The sequence below is a fragment of the Luteibacter sp. UNC138MFCol5.1 genome (genome assembly GCF_900110505.1).
Taxonomy (GTDB): domain Bacteria; phylum Pseudomonadota; class Gammaproteobacteria; order Xanthomonadales; family Rhodanobacteraceae; genus Luteibacter.
Map to the genome: position 1 here is coordinate 98,263 of NZ_FODZ01000004.1, position 16,310 is coordinate 114,572.

At 67.7% G+C, this 16,310-nt stretch carries 15 protein-coding genes and 1 tRNA gene; 6 read left to right on the forward strand and 10 right to left on the reverse strand.

Annotation, left to right across the window (positions count from 1 at the left end; genetic code table 11):
• Window positions 1-9 precede the first annotated feature (9 nt).
• The gene (locus tag BMY69_RS12610) at window positions 10-1,977 is read right to left on the reverse strand and encodes a M13 family metallopeptidase (protein ID WP_177191162.1); all 1,968 of its coding nucleotides are present in this window, start codon (window positions 1,975-1,977) and stop codon (window positions 10-12) included.
• A 314-nt stretch (window positions 1,978-2,291) separates the two neighbouring features.
• Between BMY69_RS12610 and BMY69_RS12615 the strand changes: the two genes are divergently transcribed.
• The gene (locus BMY69_RS12615) at window positions 2,292-2,981 is read left to right on the forward strand and encodes a hypothetical protein (protein ID WP_217642596.1); all 690 of its coding nucleotides are present in this window, start codon (window positions 2,292-2,294) and stop codon (window positions 2,979-2,981) included.
• Between the two features lie 236 nt (window positions 2,982-3,217).
• Here BMY69_RS12615 and BMY69_RS12620 read toward each other — a convergent pair whose 3' ends face one another.
• The gene (locus tag BMY69_RS12620) at window positions 3,218-3,586 is read right to left on the reverse strand and encodes a hypothetical protein (protein WP_090178710.1); all 369 of its coding nucleotides are present in this window, start codon (window positions 3,584-3,586) and stop codon (window positions 3,218-3,220) included.
• A 336-nt stretch (window positions 3,587-3,922) separates the two neighbouring features.
• Complete coding sequence (locus BMY69_RS12625) at window positions 3,923-4,786, reverse strand: class I SAM-dependent methyltransferase (RefSeq protein ID WP_090178713.1); 864 nt, start codon at window positions 4,784-4,786, stop codon at window positions 3,923-3,925.
• Between the two features lie 84 nt (window positions 4,787-4,870).
• Between BMY69_RS12625 and BMY69_RS12630 the strand changes: the two genes are divergently transcribed.
• Both BMY69_RS12630 and BMY69_RS12635 read left to right on the forward strand, forming a co-directional pair.
• The gene (locus tag BMY69_RS12630) at window positions 4,871-5,209 is read left to right on the forward strand and encodes a DUF3140 domain-containing protein (RefSeq protein ID WP_090178714.1); all 339 of its coding nucleotides are present in this window, start codon (window positions 4,871-4,873) and stop codon (window positions 5,207-5,209) included.
• A gap of 75 nt (window positions 5,210-5,284) precedes the next feature.
• Entirely contained in the window at window positions 5,285-5,737 is a 453-nt protein-coding gene (locus BMY69_RS12635; protein WP_090178717.1) for an acetyltransferase, read from the forward strand.
• Window positions 5,738-5,762: 25 nt separating this feature from the next.
• Here the strand turns inward: BMY69_RS12635 and BMY69_RS12640 are convergent, their stop codons facing one another.
• Both BMY69_RS12640 and BMY69_RS12645 read right to left on the reverse strand, forming a co-directional pair.
• A complete protein-coding gene (locus BMY69_RS12640; protein WP_090178721.1) occupies window positions 5,763-6,659 on the reverse strand; it encodes an AraC family transcriptional regulator in 897 nt (298 codons plus the stop codon).
• Window positions 6,660-6,769: 110 nt separating this feature from the next.
• Window positions 6,770-7,717: a GlxA family transcriptional regulator gene (locus BMY69_RS12645; RefSeq protein WP_090178722.1), complete on the reverse strand. Its 948-nt coding sequence runs from the start codon at window positions 7,715-7,717 to the stop codon at window positions 6,770-6,772.
• Window positions 7,718-7,819: 102 nt separating this feature from the next.
• Here BMY69_RS12645 and BMY69_RS12650 point away from each other — a divergent pair, with 102 nt between their 5' ends.
• Window positions 7,820-8,827: a zinc-binding alcohol dehydrogenase family protein gene (locus tag BMY69_RS12650; protein ID WP_090178725.1), complete on the forward strand. Its 1,008-nt coding sequence runs from the start codon at window positions 7,820-7,822 to the stop codon at window positions 8,825-8,827.
• A gap of 28 nt (window positions 8,828-8,855) precedes the next feature.
• Here the strand turns inward: BMY69_RS12650 and BMY69_RS12655 are convergent, their stop codons facing one another.
• Window positions 8,856-9,908 (reverse strand): permease, encoded by a 1,053-nt coding sequence (locus BMY69_RS12655; RefSeq protein ID WP_218143168.1) that lies wholly within the window; start codon window positions 9,906-9,908, stop codon window positions 8,856-8,858.
• Between the two features lie 80 nt (window positions 9,909-9,988).
• On the opposite strand from BMY69_RS12655, the gene selD reads away from it, so the two are divergent.
• Window positions 9,989-11,029, forward strand: a complete 1,041-nt coding sequence (gene selD / locus BMY69_RS12660) for a selenide, water dikinase SelD (protein WP_090178727.1) — start codon at window positions 9,989-9,991, stop codon at window positions 11,027-11,029.
• Here selD and BMY69_RS12665 read toward each other — a convergent pair.
• Window positions 11,026-11,925 (reverse strand): LysR family transcriptional regulator, encoded by a 900-nt coding sequence (locus BMY69_RS12665; RefSeq protein ID WP_090178730.1) that lies wholly within the window; start codon window positions 11,923-11,925, stop codon window positions 11,026-11,028. The genes selD and BMY69_RS12665 overlap by 4 nt on opposite strands.
• Before the next feature lie 96 nt (window positions 11,926-12,021).
• On the opposite strand from BMY69_RS12665, the gene BMY69_RS12670 reads away from it, so the two are divergent.
• Window positions 12,022-12,846, forward strand: coding sequence for an SDR family oxidoreductase (locus BMY69_RS12670; protein WP_090178734.1), 825 nt, complete (start codon window positions 12,022-12,024; stop codon window positions 12,844-12,846).
• Window positions 12,847-12,848: 2 nt separating this feature from the next.
• Here the strand turns inward: BMY69_RS12670 and BMY69_RS19675 are convergent.
• From BMY69_RS19675 to selA, 3 genes are all read right to left on the reverse strand, one after another.
• Window positions 12,849-12,944: transfer RNA gene (locus BMY69_RS19675), tRNA-Sec, on the reverse strand.
• Between the two features lie 8 nt (window positions 12,945-12,952).
• Window positions 12,953-14,887, reverse strand: coding sequence for a selenocysteine-specific translation elongation factor (selB, locus tag BMY69_RS12675; RefSeq protein ID WP_177191163.1), 1,935 nt, complete (start codon window positions 14,885-14,887; stop codon window positions 12,953-12,955).
• Complete coding sequence (selA, locus tag BMY69_RS12680; protein WP_090178736.1) at window positions 14,884-16,305, reverse strand: L-seryl-tRNA(Sec) selenium transferase; 1,422 nt, start codon at window positions 16,303-16,305, stop codon at window positions 14,884-14,886. The genes selB and selA overlap by 4 nt, the downstream gene beginning before the upstream one ends.
• Window positions 16,306-16,310 lie beyond the last annotated feature (5 nt).

A 16,310-nucleotide genomic window follows, 5' to 3' on the forward strand; every position in this document is an offset into this window, starting at 1 on the left:
CAAGGTCCGTCACCAGATACGGACCCGTTCGGAGGGCGGCAGGTAAAGCCTGTCGCCCGGTTCGACGTCGAACGCGCGGTACCAGGCATCGACGTTGCGTACCTCGAACGTCCGCTGATGGCCCGGGGCGTGCTCGTTCGTGAGTAGGACATGCCGCAGACCATCTGCGGTGTACTTTCCATGGTTGTTCTGCGCGAAGGACAGGAAGAACCGCTGGTCGCCGGTGAAACCGTCGACGACCGGCGGTTCCTTGCCATCGAGCGTCGCGCGATACGCGTCGTAGGCGATGTTGAGGCCGCCGAGGTCAGCGGTGTTCTCGCCCAGCGTGCGCTTGCCGTCGACGTGCATGCCCGGCGCGGCTTCGTACGCGTCGTACTGTTTCACCAGGGCGTCCTCGCGCGCCAGGAATCGCTCGCGGACGGCGGCCGGCCACCAGGGCGCGCGAAGGCCGTCCTCGTCGAACGTGCTGCCGGCCCTGTCGAACTGATGCGTGAGCTCATGGCCCACCGTCTCGCCAAGACGCCCGTAATTCTGCGCGGGGTCGGCATCGGGATCGAACGTGGGTGCCTGCAGGAAGCCGGCTGGCAGGAACAGGGCGAGGCGGGTGTCGTCGGAGCACGCGTTGACCGTCGACGGATACAGACAGCGCCATTCGTGGCGATCGACCGGCACGTCCAGCTGCGCCACGTTCCAGTCGTGCTGCCATGCCTCGCCTCGGACGACGTTGCCGAACAGATCGTCGTCCTCGAACCGCAGCCCTTTGTATGCGTGCCAGGTATCCGGGTAGCCAACCTCGATGATGACGTTGTCGAGTTTGCCGAGTGCGCGCTTCCTGGTCGCGTCGTCCATCCACGCGACGTTGGCCAGCCGCCTGGCGAACGCATCGCGTAGGTGTCGCGTCAACGCCTTCACCTCGGCACGCGCGGCGGGCGAGAAGTACCGGGCGGCGTAGATCGACTCGACATCGTCCGGGATGAACCGGCGAATCAGGTCGGCTCCGCGCTCCTTGCGCGGTTTCGGCGCGGTCACGCCCTTCAGCACACCCTGATCGAAGGCGAACGCCAGATCGGCGACGTCATGCGAGAGGTACGGAGCATAGGCGTCGAGGAAGCGTACGATGAGGTAGGCGCGCAGCGTCTCCACGGACGCCTTTCGGAATGCCGCGGCTCGCACCGCGAGCACCTCGGGTTCGTCGATGAGCATGGCGCGGCCTTCCGGCCAACCGAACGCGCGCGTCACCGCGTGCCAGGGAACGCCGGGCATGCGCCGCTCCATGTCGCGCAGACTGACCTTGTCGTAGACCGGTGCGCCGCCCTCGGGCGGTTTCGGCGTGGCGAGCTGCCGTTCGAACGCCAGCACCTCGGCCGCCAGACGCGGTGCATCCGGTACGCCGGCGCGCGCGAGCAACCGCCTCGCATAGGACTGGTAGGCCTGCGCCACCTTCGCCGCATCGGCGGTGCCGGGCTGGTAGTAGGCACGGTCGCCCATGCCGAGGCCGTCACTTGTCCAGTGCAGCGCGCGGTGGCCGGGACGGCGGTCGTCGTCGTCGACGGTGCCGGCCAGGAATGTCGAGACGCCGAGGTTCCCGTAGCGGCCCATCGCTTCGGCGACCGCCTCCTTGCTGCGCAGGCCCGTCAGCTCCCGCAACATGGGTCCGGCCGGCCCGAGGCCGAGCGCATCCAGGCGGGCCTCGTCCATGAAGCTGCGGTACAGCGCTCCCGCGCGCGAGGCCGGATCGGCCGCCAGTTCGTCGACGATCGAACCGAGCCGCTCGATGGAGGTCCTTCGCGCGTTGACGGTTCCAAATACGAACGGGGCGCCGGCCGGTATGACGGTGTCCCTGTCCCATTGGCCGTTGGCGTAGAGATAGAAGTCGTCGCCGGGCCGGACCGAGCGATCCATGCCGCGGATGTCGAAAGAAGCGGCGGAGGCCGTGGCGCTAGCGATGGCCAGGACGGCGAAAACGGATCTGAGCATGAGTGCGAAGACGCGCAGGGAAGAGAATACGTATTGTTGGTGGGCGTCGTCCCGCCGCAAGGAACGTTCCTGCTGTTTGTTGTCCTCGTTGGCGGTACCTCCACCGCGACCGGGCCTCTCCATGGCGTCGCACCGGCGCTCACCGGTGCCTACGGCGAGGTGGTCGGTAGTCGCGCGTGGTGCCAATGGCGAAATTCGTTAAAGATTCCCGGTCGATCGCCGATAGCTCCGGCTACAGCCGTGCCTGAGGGATTCGAAAGGTTTCTCGGAGCGCCGTGACCGTGTTGGACCGGATACTTCAGGGGAACTTACGCATGCTCTTTTTCTATCGCACCGCGATGGTCTGCTCAGCGCTCATGCTTTCGGCATGTGTCGCTCCGAAATACAATTACGCGCCAAAAGCAACGCGCCTGAGTGAGCCTGCCGTAGGACAGATCGTTACCGCGTCGGTGGGCGATGAAATGCTGAAGCAAGGCGTGCTCTTCGAGCGTGAGGCCCTTCTTCTTCAGAAGGATGTCAACATCGGGCTGTTCAGCCCATATACGCTTCACCACGGCTACTTCGTAAAGCAGGGTGAGAACAAGAACTCGGACTTCTATGTGCCGAGCCCTACAGCCGATGGCGGCCGAATCGAGAAGGCTGCTCTTGCTGACCCATTTCAGGCCGTGCAGGCATACAAAGGCGACAACCGAATTTGCGTCGTGACAGTCTTCAATGCATCCGTCTGCAAGAAGAGCGATGACTTTCGCCGGGTCGTGAAGGCTATCGCTACCGATGAGTCATTCCAGCAGACATTGATCTACAGTGGAAAAATAGGTCAGAAGGTTAATGTCGGTTATCGCGAGTTTTCGGGAAACGTGGCGCGACCAGCTTTCAGTAATGACGTCGAGTACGATTTATCGGAATCCGCGACCATAGGCTACAAGGGTGCGCGACTCGAAATTCTGGAGGCGACTAACGATCACATCAAGTATCGGGTGATCTCGAACTTCAACGCGAACTAGCCTCGGAATCCTCATCCGATCGGCGCCTGGTTCTTCGTGATGTGACGGCCGGTGGATCGTTCTGCCGCCGCGGTTCGTATATGTATGTTGCCCTATCGGTCCGTGCGGCTTCCGGCTTGGAAAGAGTTTGCATTCTCTAGCCTGCGGGACTGGTAGTGAAGGCGAATTGCGGTCGAGAGTGGCGAATCGATGCGTTTCGTTGCGTTCTCAGAATCATCACCGGCCGGAGCGTCGTCTCAGCGCGTTGCCGATACTACGGGCTTACCGTCCCGGAGCTCGAAGCGGAACGCGTAATCGAGGCTGAAAGGAGACGTGCTCCGGGTGGTGCTGAAGTTGCCCCTGGCATCCTCGTGATCCTGCACGACCGTCATCGGGGTGTAGGTCCAGTGCATCGCCGCCTCGCGCGTCGCCGCGAAGAAGGCGACGTGCTGTGGGTCTCCGAGGTCGTCGAGGTCGCGTACCTCGGTGACCTTGCCCTCACCGTCGACGATGACCTTGGCTCGGATCGTCACGGGCGGCAGGTTCGCCGCGATCCACCCCGCTGGGTACGCCGGGGGATCGTTGGCGACCGGCTGCGCACCCGATGCGTGCTGCTGGGTTGTCATGTGATATCGGGCGTCGCTCGCGGCGGGAAGCGCTTCGTAGCTGGAAGCGGCAAAGCGCGCTGGTGGCTGTGCGGCCGGCATCGACGCCCGCGGCCGTGCGCACCCTCCGAGCAAGGTGAGCGAAACGACCAGAGATTGACCGAGTACAAAGGTCATGTAGTGAACGCGGGGACGGTAAATGGACACGCTCGACATACCTCGTTACGACCTCGCTTGTGACTACCGATAAGGCAGACTGACCACGGCGATGATGTTCGTACTCTGGTCGACATGCAATCGGGTCGGCCCTAAGCAGTCGTGGCCGCCAGGCAGCACGACACTGACCGATCTGTCGCGTCAGGCCTGCGATGACGCGCGCAGGAGCATGGCCGGCGCCCAGCTGTAATCGTGCACGTGCTCGACGTCGATGCGCACGAAACCGCAGTCGCGCAGTTCGTCCATCCATGCGGCGATGGGCTGCTCCCAGTTGGAGGGTCGGGCGGCGCGGATCTGGCCCAGCAGCATCGGTGCGAGGAATCCGCCGGCGACGAGTTCCGCGTCCGCGCCGTACTCGCTCGCCGCGCGCTCGTAGCGGCGGGCCAAGGAGGCGCTCATCTCGTCGCTGGCCCAGGCCAGATCGGGTACGTCGAACTCGACGATCGCGAGTTCGCCCACGTGCGGGCGGAGACGCCGAAGCGCCTCGCGCCGCGCCTCCGGAGCGACCGATTGCAGTGCGAAGGTGGACTGGGCGAGATCCCAGCGATCGTTCCCGGTCAGGCTCGCGGCGAACGCCTCGAGCGTCGCCGCGATCGCGCGAACGTCCGGCCGCCGGGCGGTCAGCGACGCCAGAAGACCGGGATGCGGTTCGACGACGGTGACATCGGCCGGCGGTTGCGATGCGTTCGCCAGCGCGGGAAGCAGGGCCATGCCGTCGCCCGTGCCGATGTCCAGCAGCGTGGCGGGTCGCCGTTCGTCGTACACGGCCGCCAGCGTCTCGCCGACCGACGCGTAGAGCGGCACGTTGCCCCCAGCCCGGATGAAGGTCTGGAAGGCGGCCGCCTCGTCGTACGCGCCATTCGTGGCACCGTCGTTCAGCGCGTGGAGCAATGCGCGCGCCATGATCGATCCGTCACCGGACACGCGCCGCAAGGCGTGGGTCGCGTCGTCGTCGCGTCCGGCGACGATGGCGGCGAGGGCGGCGGAAAGATCGTTCAACGACATCGCATAGGTTTCCTTGGCTGTCCGCAGACATTATGTCGACCCCGGCGATGTTTGAGTACGCGGACCTGAGCACGGGATATCGCCATGAGCATCGACGACGAACGCGCGAGCATCATCAAGGACTTCCACGCATCGGTGAACATGACCGCGAAGCGCCTCGAGACGTGGCTCGCGACGGACGAATCGAAAGCGGTGGGCGCGAAAGAGGGTGGACGCGAGTCGGTCGGCCATGCGTCGGGACGGCGTATCGTGCGACTGCTCGGCAAAGCGCAGCGCGATCTCACCGAAGGCGACCTCAGGCACATGCGCAAGGTGAATGGTTACGTGGCACGTCACCTCGCGCAGCGACCGGCCGGGAACGTGAAGGACACGCCGTGGCGTTATTCGTTGATGAACTGGGGTCACGATCCGCTGCGGCGATAGCGCCGGTCGCCGGAGACTTCGCGTCGCGCACACAAAACGGTACGCTCCGCATCCCTGATGCATCCTGACCGAATCATGTCGACCATCCGCCTTTCGCGATCCGGCGACGCCGGGCTCCTGTTGTCCCTCTGGCTGCGCTCGGTACGGGCGACGCACGACTTTCTATCGGAAGCCGATATCGAGGCGCTCATTCCCGCGGTGCGCGATGGCGCGCTCGCGCAGCTGGAGGTATGGGTGCTGACCGGCGAGGATGACGAGCCCATCGGCTTCATGGGCCTCGATGGCGCGAAGCTCGAGGCGCTGTTCGTCGATCCGTCGCACGCCGGCATGGGCGTGGGATCGACGCTGCTCGCGCATGCGCGCATGCTGAAGGGGGCGTTGACCGTCGACGTCAACGAACAGAATCCGGCGGCCCTCGCGTTCTATCGCGCGCGCGGCTTCGTGGTGGTCTCCCGCTCGGAGACGGACGGCGAGGGCCGACCGTTCCCGCTGTTGCATCTGGCGGAGCCGACATCGAACCCGGCGTAGCTTCGTCGGTGTGGCGCGCGCCGCGTCAGGCGCGGCTGCGACGCCAGGCCGACGGCGAGCACCCGGCGAATCGCCTGAACGTGCGCGCGAAATGGGCGTTGTCCGCGAAGCCGCAGGATTCCGCGATGTCCTCGAGCGTATCGGTGGTCGTCACCATCAACTCCTGCGCGCGCTTGATGCGCATGTCGAGCTGCCACTGGTACGGGGCGAGGCCGGTCGAGAGCCTGAAGGCGCGGCTGAAATGCGCGAGCGACAATCCGGCCACGCCGGCCAGTTCCTCGAGGTCGACGCGCAGCGGTAGCCGGTCGTGCAGGTAGTTCGTGACCCTTCGCACCTGCCAGGGCGCCAGCCCGCCTTTCGGTGTCTCGACCGGCCGACCGGGCCGCATCAGGCACGCGACGAGGCTGGCGATGAGGCTGTCGCCGTAGAGCTGCACGGAGGGGTCGTCGTTCTCGACGACATCGCCGAGCAGCCGGAGGATCGAGGCGATGCGCGGGTCCACCATGCGCACCCGTGGCGCCAGCAACGCCGATCGCTGGAAGATGCCCTCGAAGCGTCGTTCGAGCACGTCGAGATCGAACGCCACCGTCGCGTCCTTCATGTAGACGATGTCGTCGCTGTGGCCGTAGAGGTCCATGCCCGCCGGGACCAGCGTCATGTGCCCGGGCTGGTATTCCACCTCGCAGCGCCTGTCGGCCTTGATCCGCGGTTCGGCCCGGCCCGTGCCGACTTCCTCGAGCAGGGCGGAAAGGCGCGTCTCGTTCTCGTAGCAAAGGTGGTGACACACCCGGCCCCGGCTACGTTGTTCGTGGATGTCGACGCGCGCACCCGCCCAGTGATGGTGGCGCCCCGTGATCGAGAGGACGTTCTCCGGCAACGGCTGGAGCCGCTCGGTACGTGAGAAGGGTGTCGCGGTCGTCATGGGTACGGTGCGGGGGTTCGGCGATGGCAGGGTAGGCGATGCGTTCGCGCATGCAAAGCCACTTTCGTGCGAATCGCCCGCACGTCGGGGGCAAACCGTCGCGATCGCGGTCAGGCCGCCGCGCGCGCTTCGCGACGCAGCGCCTGGGGACTGATGCCGTACCCACGCACGAAGGCGTCGCGCAGGTGCTTGCGATCGCGGAAGCCGGTCTCGCGCGCGATGGTGTCGAGGGCATGCCGGCCGCGCTCGACCATCGTACGCGCGGCCTCGAGGCGCAGGCGCTCGATCGCTTTCGCGGGCGACGTGCCCGTTTCCGCCTGGAAGACGCGGCTGAACTGCCGCGCGCTCAGGTGCACGGCAGCGGCCAGTTCGTCCACCGACAGCGGCCGCGAGAGATTGCTTCGCGCGAAGTCGAGCGCCGCCTGCACGCGATCGGAACGTGGCGCCATGCGCAGCAGCTCGGAATGCTGGGACTGGCCACCCCCGCGCCGATGGTGCATCACGAGGACGCGCGCGACCTGGTTCGCCACCTCCCGGCCCAGATCGTCCTCGACCATGGCGAGCGAGAGGTCCATGGCCGCGGTCAGCCCTGCCGAGGTCCAGATGGCGCCATCGGCGATGAAGATGCGATCGGCCTCGACCCGGGCGTCGGGGTGGCGCGCGCGCAGGGCATCGGCGAACGCCCAGTGCGTGGTGGCGCGGCGGCCGGCGAGGAGCCCGGCGGCGCCGAGCGCGAAAGCGCCGGTGCACAGTCCCGCGACGCGGCGGCTGCTCGTCGATGCCGCGCGGAGGAAGGCGAGTTCGTCGTCGGCGACGACCTGAAGCGTCGGATCGACGACGCCGCAGATCATCCACGTGTCCGCGTCCGTGCCATCGGTGACGGCATCCGTGCTCACGCGGCCACCCAGCGACGACGTCACGCTACCGCCGGCCAGCGAGTGGTTCGTGACACGGTAGACCGGCTCCCGCGCGACGACGTTGGCCATCTCGAACACCGTCTGGGTGCCGAAGGCCATCACCTGGAAACCTTCGGTGAGCAGATAGCCGATCCGATGCATCGCGTGGTCCTGTGCCGTGTCCTGATTCGTGGTCGTTATTGTCGTTTATCCGCACCATAGCGACTTGCATAATGCAACCTTCTGTTCACGAAAGGTAGCGCCATGAAAGCCATCGTCTACGACCGCGCCGGGCTTCCGGCCAGCGATCCCGCCGCTCTGTACGACATCGACGTGCCCCTTCCCGAGCCGGGCGAGCGCGATCTGCGGGTGAGGATCGAGGCCATCGCGGTCAATCCCGTGGACACCAAGCTGCGCGCGGCCGTGCAGCCGCCGGCGCCGCGCATCCTCGGCTGGGATGGCGTGGGCGTGGTCGAGAAGGCCGGCGCGGGCGTCGACGGCTTCCGCGAAGGCGACCGGGTGTGGTTCTCCGGCGACATCACGCGTCCCGGCTCGTACGCCGAGTACACCCTCGTCGACGAACGGATCGCGGGACACGCGCCGCGCTCGATTTCCTCCGCCGACGCGGCCGCGCTGCCGCTGACGGCGATCACGGCGTGGGAGCTGTTGTTCGACCGTCTGCGCATTCCGGAGGGCGGCGGTGAAGGGCAGAGCCTGCTGGTGATCGGCGCCGCGGGAGGCGTGGGATCGATCCTCGTGCAGCTCGCGCGGAAGCTGACCGGCGTGTCGATCATCGGCACGGCGTCCCGTCCCGCGACGCAGGCGTGGGTGCGGGAGCTTGGCGCGCATCACGTGATCGACCACACGAAGCCGCTCGGTCCGCAACTGGTCGAGGCGGGTCATCCGCAGGTGGATCACGTGATCGGCCTGACGCATACGGGCGACTACTACGCGCAGATCGTCGAGGTCCTGAAGCCGCAGGGCCAGCTGGCGCTGATCGACGACCCGGCCACGCTCGATGCGATGCCGCTGAAGCGAAAGTCGATCTCGTTGCACTGGGAGTTCATGTTCACCCGCTCCATGTACCGCACGCCGGACATGGGCAAGCAGCGCGAGCTGCTGGATCGCGTGGCGACACTGATCGATCAGGGTGTCGTGCGCACCACCGTCGGTGAGCACCTCGGTCGCATCGACGCCGCGAATCTGCGTCGGGCGCATGCGTTGCTGGAAAGCCATCGCGTGCAGGGGAAGCTGGTCCTCGAGGGGTTCTGAGGCGGGTCGGGCGTCCCTCGCCGCGCCGCTAGCGGAAGCCGAGCAGGCTCGCCAGCGTGCCGGCGAGGACGCCGAATGCCACGACCGTCAGGGCGATGGTGACGAGGAGCTTCATCGGCAGCGAACGCACCAGCATCGCGAGCGACGGAAGGCTCACGGGCGGCAGGGTCATGAGCAGGGCGGCCGCGGGCGCGGCGCCCACGCCCAGCGCGAGCATGGCCTGCACGATCGGCACTTCGCCGGCCGTCGGGATGACGAAGAGCATGCCGGCCAGCGCGAGACCCAGCACCCAGAACCACTGATCGCCCACGTCGGGTCCGACGTGCGGAAACATCCACGCGCGTGCCGCGCCGAGCAGCAGCACGATGACGAGGTACTCGGGGATCAGGCGCACGGTCATGCGCAGGAAGATCTGCCCCCAGCGGACGAGGACGTCGCCGAACGTGCGCGTTTCCGGTTCCGCCGGAGGCGTCGCGACGATGGGTTCCCCCGGACCGGCGAGGCGATTGGCAAGCCAGCCCAGGCCGAAGACCAGCGGAATGCTCAGCGCCAGGCGGAGGCCGGTCCAGTGCCAGCCGAGCACGAAGCCGGTGAACACGAGCGTGGCGGGATTGAGCATGGTGTTGGAGAGCCAGAAGGCGACCGACGCTCCCGGCGCGGCGTTCTGTTTGCGCAGGCCGACCACGACCGGCGCGGCACAGCAGGTACACATCATCCCGGGAATGCCCATCAGCCCGCCCATCAGCGTGCTGCCGAGGCCGCGTCCGCCGAGCGCGCGATGCACGGCGCTCGCGGGGATCAGCGCCTGCAACGCCGAGCCGAGCAGCAGACCGAGCAGCATCGCCTTCCAGATCGCCTTGCCATAGGCCATCGCGTAACCGAGCGCCGCGTCCCACGACGCCGCCGGCGCGCTCGCCGCGTCGCCCATCAGGATCGACTTGCCGATGGAATGATTCGCGGCCGCCTCGAACGCGCGCCCGTAATACGGATACCACTTCACGTAGAAGAGGCCCGCCACGGCAAGCAGGAGGAAGACGGACCAGCGCATGGTGCGCGCGGAGCGCATGGTGGCGACGGACATGGGGACCCCTGGATTTGGCTCTGCGTTATGCTGCCGCACAAACATACCGGCGCGCTATCACGCACTTGTTGGAATCTGTCATGACTTTTCCACGTTTGACCGAACTTGCCCACGGCGGCGGCTGTGGCTGCAAGCTGGCACCGTCCGTGCTGCGCGACCTGCTCGCCGACAAGCCTTCCGCGATGCCCTTCGCTCAGTTGCTGGTCGGCACCGAATCCAGCGACGATGCCGCCGTCTGGCAGGTCGACGACCGAACCTGCGTCATTGCCACCACCGACTTCTTCATGCCCGTGGTCGACGATCCGTTCGACTTCGGGCGCATCGCGGCCACGAACGCCTTGTCGGACGTGTACGCCATGGGCGGCAAGCCGATCATGGCCCTCGCCATCCTCGGCATGCCGCTGGGCAAGATAGACACGGAAACGGTGCGCGCCATTCTCGCGGGTGGCGAAGCGGTCTGCGCCGAGGCCGGTATTCCGATCGCGGGCGGGCATTCCATCGATTCCGCCGAGCCGATCTACGGCCTCGCGGCCATCGGGCTGTGCGCACCCGGCGAAGTGCGCCGGAACACCGGTGCGCGGCGCGGCGACGCGCTGATCCTGACCAAGGGCATCGGCGTGGGCGTGTACTCGGCGGCCTTCAAGAAGGAAGCGCTGCCGAAGGACGCGTACGACGAGATGATCGCCTCCACGACGTTGCTCAACCGCATCGGGCACGAGCTCGCGAAGGATGACGACGTGCATGGCATCACGGATGTCACCGGCTTTGGCCTGCTCGGCCACGCGCTGGAAATGGCCCGAGGGAGCGGCGTCCGTATCGCTATCGACCCTAAGGCCGTGCCGTGGCTCGCGCAGGCGGAGGCGCTGGCGCAGGCCGGTTTCATCACCGGCGCGTCGAATCGCAACTGGGCCAGCTATGGCGACGGCATCGCGCTCGCGGACGATCTGCCGCCGTGGCGTCGTGACCTGCTGACCGATCCGCAGACGTCGGGTGGACTGCTGGTCGCGTGCGACGCCGCGCATGCCGAGGCGATCCTCCGTCGCATCGTCGATGCCGGCTATCCGCGGGCGAGCATCGTCGGCTCGGTCGTCGAAGGCGAGCCCGGTGTCGATGTCGTCTAGACGTCTCCGGCCTTCTCCTTGACCAGATCGATGAAAGCGCGAAGGCCGGCCGTCATGTGGCGGTGCGCGGGGTAGTACACGCACAGGCCATCGAAGCGTGGCGACCAGTCTTCGAGCACCGCGACCAGCCGGCCCGTGGCCAGGTGTGGGGCGACCGACCATTCGTTGGTCCAGATCAGGCCCATGCCGTCGAGCGCGGCGGCGATCATGAGGTGGTGGTTGTCGAACCCGAGGGGTCCGTCGATGTCCACGGTGCGCTCCTCGCCATGGCGCGCGAAATCCCAGCGGTACCAGGCGCCACTCGGCAGACGGCTCCGGATACAGACGTGCGACAGCAGGTCTTCCGGAGCCCTCGGCCTTGACCGGCCCTCGAAGTAACTGGGGGAGCCCACGACAACGAAGCGCAGCGAACCGCTGCAGGGAACGGCCACCATGTCCTGCGGCACGGCATCGATCGTGCGGATGCCCGCGTCGAAACCCTCGGCCACGATGTCGACGAAACGGCCCTCGGTCACGACATCGAGCCGCATCGCCGGGTGACGACGGACGTACTCGAGCAGGATCGGTCGCAGCACCATTGCCGCCGCGCCCTCCGAGGTGTTGATCCTCAACGTTCCCGCCGGGCTGTCGCGGAAATCGTTGGCTTCGTCCATCGCCGCGGCGATTTCCTCCAGGGCAGGGCGTATCCGTGCGACGAACGCCTCGCCCGCCTCGGACAGGGAGACGCTGCGGGTGGTGCGATGGAAGAGCAGTACCCCCATGCGGCGCTCGAGCGTGGCGATCGCGTGGCTGAGCGCGGACGCCGACATGCCCAGCGCCAGCGCGGCGCGGCGGAAGCTGCGATGCGTCGCCACGGCGAGTACCGCGTGGAGTTCTGGCAGGCCCGTCTTCTGCATTGTGCGGAATCCTTCATCGAGGCGTCCCGGATAAACCCGATTGTGAGCACAGTGACGTGCATCCAGCTTGTAGATGTCACTCAACGGAGACCGCTCATGAACCCCACTGTCCTCATCACCGGCGCCTCGACCGGTTTCGGCCGTGCCACTGCGACCCTGTTCGCCGCCCGCGGGTGGAACGTGGTCGCGACCATGCGCGACCCTGGCGCTGGCGCCGCTCTGGCCACGCTGCCCAACGTGCTCGTGGTGCGCCTCGACGTGCAGGATCGCGCGAGCATCGACGCCGCCGTCGCCACGGGGATCGAACGATTCGGCGCGATCGACGCGGTCGTGAACAATGCCGGTTTCGGCCTGTTCGGGATATTCGAGGCGGCCAGCCGCGAGAAGATCCAGGAGCAGTTCGACGTGAATGTCTTCGGCGTGATGGACGTCACGCGGGCCGTGCTGCCGCATTTCCGGGCGCGGCGACGGGGCACCTTCGTCAACGTCAGTTCCGGCGCGGGGGTGTTCGGGCTGCCGATGATCTCGCTATACAACGCGAGCAAATTCGCTCTCGAGGGCTTCTCGGAATCGCTGTCGTACGAACTGGCCTCGCAGGGCATCGTAGTGAAGATCGTGGAGCCGGGTGGCGTGCTGGACACCGGATTCAGCGCGCGCTCGACGGACGAGTTCGGTCAGGCGACGATTCCCGAGGGATACGAGACCTTCGTGGCGAACGCGGCGAAGATCTTCGAAGGCCTGCGCGCGAACCGCCTCGCGACGTCCGACGACGTGGCAGGCGTGATCTACGAAGCGGTCACCGACGGCACGAATCGCCTCCGCTACGTGGCGACCGAAGACATCAAGCCGCTCGTCAAGGCTCGCCGGGAAACCTCGGAAGACGAGTACATGGCCTTCATGCGGCGGCAGTTCGGCGGCTGAAATGGCGGAAGAGCATGGGAGTCGAACCCACCCGAAACAGTCTGGCTGCCTCACCCGGATTTGAAGTCCGGACGCCCCACCGGGGACGTTGCTCTTCCAGTGACGATTACGGCGAGGGACCGCCGTAGAGGTCGACGTAACGCGGCTGGATCCGGCGCAACGTACCTTGATTGAGCATAACACCCTGCCGGTCGAGGAACTCCAGGATCTGGATCGCGACCTTGCGGCCGCAGTCGAGGCGGTCGCGGAATTGCGCGGCGGTGAAGCGGCCATCCGCGGCGTGCGCCGCGATGTCGACGGCGATCTGCACCATCTCGTGCATCGTGGCGCGCAGGAAGAAGTGATCGTGCGCCACTTCGTCGACATGGCCCAGCCGGCCGGCGAACTTCAGCATCCGGCGGATGTGGTCTTCCGGCGTGCCGAGTTCGCCCGCGATGTCGCGCACCCGGGGCGGCTTGAACCGCGCCTCGCCGCCGAGCAGTGGTGCCACCTTGTTCCAAAGCGCCTCGCGCTCGGGGCTGATCTGCAGCGAGTGGGAGGCCAGGCGTACGAAGGCACCGTCGCGAACGACGGTGCCGGCGACGTCGGGGTGTTGCAGCGCCAGCGCGAACGCGCCGGCCGTCAGGCGCGGCAGCACGGCGAGGCGGAGTTTCTCGCGCGCCATGCCCTGGACGTCCGGTTGGGCCGCGTGGAACGTTTCGAGGTGTTCGTTCACCGCCGCCACGAAGCGCCGCCACGCGGGCATGGCGATGGCGGCGCGCTCGTCGCCGCTGTCGAAGCGCACGAGATCCATGTCCGCGACGAGGGCGGCGAGCGTCGACGGCGTGAGCGCGCGATCGCGGGCGAACACGTCGAGGTCTCGCGCGTACGGTGCGATGTCGAGCAGGGCTGCGAGGCTCTCTCGTGGATCGGCGATCGCCATCGCCTCGCGCTCGGCGATGCGCTCGGGCTTGCGCCGCTGGCGTTCGGGGGCCCGCAGGTCGATGAACGTCCCGCCGCCGATGGTGCGTCGCGCGGACACGTCGCGGAGCACGTAGCGGTCGCCGACGGCGGCCGCGATCGGGCGGTCCAGCACGAGCTGCACGTCGGCCGTCTGCCCGGGCCGGACCTGTTCGCCCTGAAGCGGCACGAGGCGGACGCCGACCTCCGTGGCACCGTGATGCAGGCGCGCCGGAAACCACGCCACGACCGCCTTCGGCTCCCCGGGCAGCAGGTGCAGCCGGGCGTCGATGCGGTCGGTCGGCGCATGCAGCGACGGATCGACGACCATGTCGCCGCGCTGGATCGCATCCTTCGCGACGCCGTCGCCGGCGAGGTTCAACGCGCAGCGATCGCCGGCGCGCCCCGTCGTCACCTGGCGATTCTGCGCGTGGATGGATCGCACGCGAGCGGCGAGGCCGGAGGGACTGATCGTGACCTGATCCTTCACCTGCACGCTGCCCGACAACACGGTGCCCGTGACGACGAGGCCGATGCCGGGCAGGGTGAACACGCGGTCGACGGCGAGGCGGAAGCGGGCATCGTCGCTGCGCTCGCCCAGTGCGCGCGCTTCCGCGGCGAGGCGCGCGCGCAGGTCGTCGACGCCAGCCCCCGTGCTCGCCGAGACCGGCAGGATGTCGGCGCCTTCCAGGACGGTGCCTGCGATCGCTTCGCGAATCTGGGCCTCCACGGTGGCGAGCCGTTCGGGTGTGGCGAGGTCGGCCTTGTTCAGGGCGATCAGGGCGCGACGCGTGCCGAGCAGGTCGAGGATCGCCAGGTGTTCGAGCGTCTGCGGCATCACGCCGTCATCGGCGGCGACGACGAGCAGGGCGATGTCGATGCCGCTGGCACCGGCCACCATGGTATGCACGAAGCGTTCGTGGCCCGGCACGTCGATGAAGCCGAGCGTCCGGCCGTCGTCCAGCGGCAGGTAGGCGAAGCCGAGGTCGATGGTGATGCCGCGCGCTTTCTCTTCCTTCAGCCGATCGGTATCCACGCCGGTCAGCGCGCGCACCAGCGACGTCTTGCCGTGGTCGATGTGTCCCGCGGTACCGACGATCACGGCGCCTCGGCGCTCCGTTCCGCCAGCGTGGCCAGGAACGCGGGCTCGTCCGAGTCGGCGAGACAACGCAGGTCGAAGTGCAGCGCACCGTCCGCGACCCGTCCGATGACGGGTCGCGCGCCGGTGCGCAGGCGGGCCGCCAGCGCTTCGAGCGCGGACTGGCTGCCGTGCGCGCGGATCGTCAGCGCGGCGCTCGGCAGCGTGTCGAGGGGTAACGCGCCCGAGCCGACCTGGCTTTGACAGTCGCCGATGTCGGCATGGAACGCCTCGCCGAATCGCGCGGCGACCGCGGGCAGCAGTCGCGTCGCCTGCGCACGGATCTCGCCGACCGTGCGCGCGAGATAGCGCAGCGTCGGAAGGTGTTCCCCGAGACGATCCGGGTCGCGATAGAGCCGTAGCGTCGCCTCGATGGCGGCGAGGCGCATCTTGTCGACGCGCAGCGCACGCTTGAGCGGATTGCGGTTGATCTGCTCGATCAGGGCGCGGTCGCCGACGATGAAACCGGCCTGCGGCCCGCCGAGCAGCTTGTCGCCGGAGAAGGTGACCAGCCGTGCGCCTTCCTGCACGGCTTCGCGCACCGTCGGCTCGCGGGCGAGGCCCTGCATGGAGAGGTCGACCAGGCTGCCGGACCCGAGGTCGTTCAGCAGCGGCACGCCGGCCTCGTCGGCGATGCCGGCCAGCTCGCGTGCGCCGACTTCCGACGTGAAGCCCTGGATGCGGTAATTGGACGTGTGAACCTTCAGGATCAGGCCGCTGCGCTCGTTCAGCGCGTCGCGGTAATCCGCCGGGTGGGTGCGGTTCGTCGTGCCGACCTCGACCATGTCCGCGCCGGCGCGCGCCATGATGTCGGGCATGCGGAACGCGCCGCCGATCTCGATCAGCTCCCCGCGCGAGACGATCGCCTCGCGACGCAGGGCGAAGGTATTGAGGCAGAGCAGTACCGCCGCCGCGTTGTTGTTCACCACCGTGGCATCGTCGGCGCCGGTCAGTTCACGCAGCAATGCGCGCACGTGGTCGTCGCGTTCGCCCCGCGCGCCCGTGCCGAGGTCGTATTCCAGCGGCACCGGGTGGCGCATGGCGTCGACGGCCGCCTCGATCGCGGACTCCGGGAGCAGGGCGCGGCCGAGGTTGGTGTGCAGGATCGTGCCGGTGAGGTTGATGACCGGGCGGAGGGTGGGCGGCGTGTCGAGCCGCCTTGCCGCCGCGTGGACGATGTCGTGCGCCGAGGGTGGCCAATCGCCGGCGAGCGCGCTCCCGTCCTGGCGCTGGAGGGCCTTGCGTGCGTCGGCGAGCGCGTCGCGGATGGCGTTCGTGGTGGCCTGGCGCCCGTGCCGCCCGGCGAGCGCCGCCGCCCCGGGCGAGGCGAGGACGGTGGCGACGGCGGGTAGCTGGCGAAAAACGTTCTCTGGGTCGGCCATGGCGC